The sequence below is a fragment of the Rhodococcus sp. EPR-134 genome (genome assembly GCF_001647205.1).
Lineage (GTDB): Bacteria > Actinomycetota > Actinomycetes > Mycobacteriales > Mycobacteriaceae > Rhodococcus_F > Rhodococcus_F qingshengii.
In genome coordinates, this window is the sequence record NZ_LVCT01000665.1 from 1 (window position 1) to 3,868 (window position 3,868).

The following is a 3,868-nucleotide window of genomic DNA, read 5'->3' on the forward strand; positions in this document are numbered from 1 at the left end:
CGCTCGGTGGTGACGAGGGCGCGTGCCCGGTCGTCGAACTGGATGTCGTCGATGACGACGGTGCCGGTCAGCACGTCTCCTGGACGCACGGGACGGCGGAACCGCAGATCTCGGATGCCGCGCCCGGCAATGGCCGCCCAGCTGTGCCCCACTGCGTCGAATGTCAGCCGTTGCAGGATCGCCAACGTGTGGATTCCACTGGCGATCAGGCCACCGAACTGGCCGTCCTGCGCCGCCGCCCGGTCGATGTGAAACCACTGGGGATCCCAGTGGGTGGCGAAGTCGACGAGTTCGGCCTCGGTCACCGTGTGTGAGCCCAAGTCGAAACGCTGGCCGATGCCCAGGTCCTCGGCGTATACAAGGCGTGTGTGCTCATGGTGCGATCCCACCTGCACGCCGACGGGTTTCACCGCGGCGCCATGCGGATCGCGCCGTCGAGGCGGATGGTTTCGCCGTTGAGCATCGGGTTGGTCACGATCGCCTCGACCAGCTGCGCGTACTCGGCGGGGTCGCCGAGCCGGTTCGGGTGCGGCACCTGCTGTCCCAGCGAAATCTGAGCCGCCTCGGGCAGCGTGCCCAGCAGCGGGGTCTTGAACAGGCCGGGCGCGATGGTGTTCACCCGGATCAGCAGCGACGCCAGGTCGCGGGCGATCGGCAGGGTGGCGCCGACGATCCCGCCCTTCGATGCCGAGTACGCGGCCTGTCCGATCTGCCCGTCGAAGGCCGCGACCGAGGCGGTGTTGACGATCACGCCGCGCTCGCCGTCGACGGGCTCGTTCTGCGACATCGCGTGCGCGGCGAGGCGGATGACGTTGAAGGTTCCGGTCAGGTTGACCTTGACGATCTTCTCGAATTCGGCCAGCGGGAACGGTCCGTTCTTACCGACGGTCTTGACGGCGTTGCCGATGCCGGCGCAGTTCACGGTGATTCGCAGTGAGGACTCCGCGTTGGCGCGCTCGACCGCCTCGGTGACCGCGGCCTCGTCGGTGACATCCGCCGGAGCGAATTCCACGGTGTCGCCGAGAGCAGCCAGCGCATCCGTGTTCGCGGTGGGCAGGTCGACGGCGATTACCCGGGCGCCCGACTTGGCGAGGGCGGTGACGGTGGCCAGTCCGAGGCCCGAGGCTCCGCCGGTGACGAGTGCGTTGGTTCCGGTGATATGCATGAATACTCCTGACGAAATAGGTTGAGAACATCGGGTTTTTGACAAAGTGAGGTGTGACTGACGCAGTGGTGTCACTGCGCGAAGGTCAACCTCATAAGGCGCGGCCGATGAGTTCCTTCATGATCTCGTTGGTGCCGCCGTAGATCTTCTGCACGCGGGAAGCGGCGTACATCTGCGCGATCGGGTACTCCATCATGTAGCCGTAGCCACCGAAGACCTGCAGGCAGCGGTCGACGATCTCGCACTGCTTGTCGCTGCCCCACAGCTTGGCCATCGACGCGGTCGCCGCGTCGAGGGTGCCGTCGAGGTGACGCTGGATGCAGTGGTCCATCAGGGTCTTGCCGGCCAGCACGTCGGTCTTGCACTCGGCGAGTACGAACTTCGTGTTCTGGAAGTTCAGGATCGGCTTGCCGAAGGCGTGACGTTCCTTGGCGTACCTGATGCTCTCCGCCACCGCGGCCTCGGCCACCGCGACACCGCCGACACCGAGGATCAGCCGCTCACGCTGCAGCTGACCCATCAGCTGGTAGAAGCCCTGCCCCTCGACGCCGCCGAGCAGATTCGCTGCCGGCACCCGCATGTCGGTGAACGACAACTCGCGGGTGTCCTGGCCGTGCTGGCCGATCTTGTCCAGCACCCGCCCACGCTCGAACCCCGGAAGATTCTCCGTCTCCGCGACGAGCAGCGAGATACCCTTGGAACCTTGGCTCGGGTCCGTTTTGGCGACGATGACGAGCAGGTCGCAGTGCGACGCGTTCGAGATGAACGTCTTCGAGCCGTTGATCACGTAGTGGCCGCCGTCGCGAACCGCGGTGGTCCGTACGGCCTGCAGGTCCGAGCCGGTGCCGGGTTCGGTCATCGCAATGGCGAGGACGCTCTCACCGCTCGCACATTTCGATAGCCAGCGCTTCTTCTGGTCCTCGGTGGCATAGGCGGCGATGTAGTGCGCGACGATCGTCGAGTGCACGGCGAAGCCGAACGCGGTGTCGTGGGCGTAGGCGATCTCCTGCTGCACGATCGCCTCGTGGCCGAAGTTGCCGCCCCCGCCGCCGTATTCTTCGGCGATGTCGAGGCACAGCAGTCCCGCGGCGCCGGCCTTGGTCCAGAACTCGCGGTCGACCTGGTGCTGCGCGGCCCAACGGTCCTGGTTCGGGGTGGCTTCCTTGCGGAAGAACTCGGCGGCGTGCTTACGCAGCAGCGCCTGATCGTCGGTCTCCCACGGGGAGCGGTAATCGGGGAACAGCTCGCTCATGATCGGTCCTACTTTCCGGTGAATTCGGGGGCGCGCTTGGCGAGGAACGCGGCCTGGCCCTCGCGGCTGTCGGCGGAATGGATGGCAACGTGAAAGTTGCGCTTCTCGTGCTCGAGTCCTTGCGCCAGAGAGGTTTCCAGGGCCTGGAGGGCGGCATCCTTGGCCAGCGCCACCGCGAGCGGTGAGTTGGCGGCGATCCGCTGCGCCATGGCGACCGCCGCTTCGAGGGCGGTGCCGTCCGGGACGGTCTCGGCGACGATGCCGGCCGCGCACGCCCGCTGTGCGGACAGGAAGTCGCCGGTGAGCAGTAGGGCCATCGCCTTGGACTTGCCGACGGCCTGAATCAGGCGCTGGGTTCCGCCGCCGCCCGGGATCACGCCGAGCTTCACCTCCGGGACACCGAACTTGGCGGATTCGCCGGCGATGACGATGTCGCAGGCAAGCGCCAACTCGCAGCCGCCGCCGAGTGCGAGGCCCTCGACCGCAGCGAGGACCGGCTTCGGGAATCGGCCCAGGTCGGCCCAGATGGTGCCGCCCAGCGCGGCTCGATCGCCGAGCAGCGACTGGTCGCGAATGGCGTCGAAATTGGTGATGTCGGCTCCGGCGCAGAAGATCCCGCCGGCGCCGGTGAGCACGATGGCACGGATCTCGTCGTCGTGCCGAGCCGCGACGAGCTCGGTGTTCAAGGCGGTGAGCACCGCCTCGTTCAGACTGTTGCGAGCCTTGGGCCGGTTGATCTCCAGGATCAGGAGGTGGCTGTCGCGGGCCGTGCGTAGCGGGGCGTTGTCGGGGTTCATCGGACGTCCTCGTAGACGTTGGTGTGCGCGGCGCGCATGGCCTTCTTGTCGAGCTTGCCGACGCTGGTGCGGGGCAGCTGGTCCAGATACAGGACGGTCTCGGGCAATTGCCATTTGGCGAATGCATCGGCGAGCAATTCGTGGATCTCCGACAGTGGAAGTTCCTGCCCGTCGGTCGTCACGACGAGTGCTACTGGACGCTCCTGCCACTTCGGGTGCGGGACGCCGATGACGGCCGCCTCGGCGATCTTCGGATGGGCAACGAGTGCGTTCTCCATGTCGATGGAGGAAATCCATTCGCCACCCGACTTGACCACGTCCTTGATCCGGTCGGTGATCTTCAAGTAACCATTCGGGTCGATGGTCCCGACATCGCCGCTACGCCAATACCCGTCGAGGAACTTGTCGGCGTCGTCGTCGAGCTTGTGATAGCGCTCGATGATCCACGGTCCGCGCAGCAGCACTTCACCCTGACTCGTGCCGTCGTGCGGGAGATCGTTGCCTTCCGCGTCGACGATCCGGATGTCGATGCCGTTGACCGGCAAACCCTGCTTACGCTTGAGATCCCACTTCTCCTCGTCCGAGATCACACCGCGCAGCGAGGGCTTCAGTCCCCGGTTCACCGCGACCAGAGGGGTGGTCTCGGTGGCGCCG

Annotated in this window: 5 protein-coding genes; all 5 read right to left on the reverse strand. The window is 66.2% G+C overall.

The window, feature by feature from the left end; genetic code table 11:
* Nucleotides 1-410, reverse strand: a 410-nt coding sequence (locus tag A2J01_RS28760; RefSeq protein WP_064114100.1) for a MaoC/PaaZ C-terminal domain-containing protein, incomplete at its 3' end; no start/stop codon positions are given.
* Nucleotides 407-1,165 carry a 3-hydroxyacyl-CoA dehydrogenase gene (locus tag A2J01_RS28765; protein ID WP_011331213.1) on the reverse strand — a complete coding sequence of 253 codons (759 nt, stop codon included), beginning with the start codon at nt 1,163-1,165 and terminating at the stop codon, nt 407-409. The genes A2J01_RS28765 and A2J01_RS28760, both read right to left, overlap by 4 nt.
* A gap of 91 nt (nt 1,166-1,256) precedes the next feature.
* Nucleotides 1,257-2,417, reverse strand: coding sequence for an acyl-CoA dehydrogenase family protein (locus A2J01_RS28770; RefSeq protein WP_011331214.1), 1,161 nt, complete (start codon nt 2,415-2,417; stop codon nt 1,257-1,259).
* Nucleotides 2,418-2,425: 8 nt separating this feature from the next.
* Nucleotides 2,426-3,214 carry an enoyl-CoA hydratase/isomerase family protein gene (locus A2J01_RS28775; protein ID WP_011331215.1) on the reverse strand — a complete coding sequence of 263 codons (789 nt, stop codon included), beginning with the start codon at nt 3,212-3,214 and terminating at the stop codon, nt 2,426-2,428.
* The coding region (locus A2J01_RS28780; RefSeq protein WP_156519440.1) for an AMP-binding enzyme at nt 3,211-3,868 on the reverse strand (658 nt) is incomplete at its 5' end. The genes A2J01_RS28780 and A2J01_RS28775, both read right to left, overlap by 4 nt.

What these genes read in the sequence shown, in the direction of transcription:
- A2J01_RS28765 (WP_011331213.1), bottom strand. Translation starts at nt 1,165, where the DNA reads ATGCATATCACCGGAACCAACGCACTCGTCACCGGCGGAGCCTCGGGC.
- A2J01_RS28770 (WP_011331214.1), bottom strand. Translation starts at nt 2,417, where the DNA reads ATGAGCGAGCTGTTCCCCGATTACCGCTCCCCGTGGGAGACCGACGAT.
- A2J01_RS28775 (WP_011331215.1), bottom strand. Translation starts at nt 3,214, where the DNA reads ATGAACCCCGACAACGCCCCGCTACGCACGGCCCGCGACAGCCACCTC.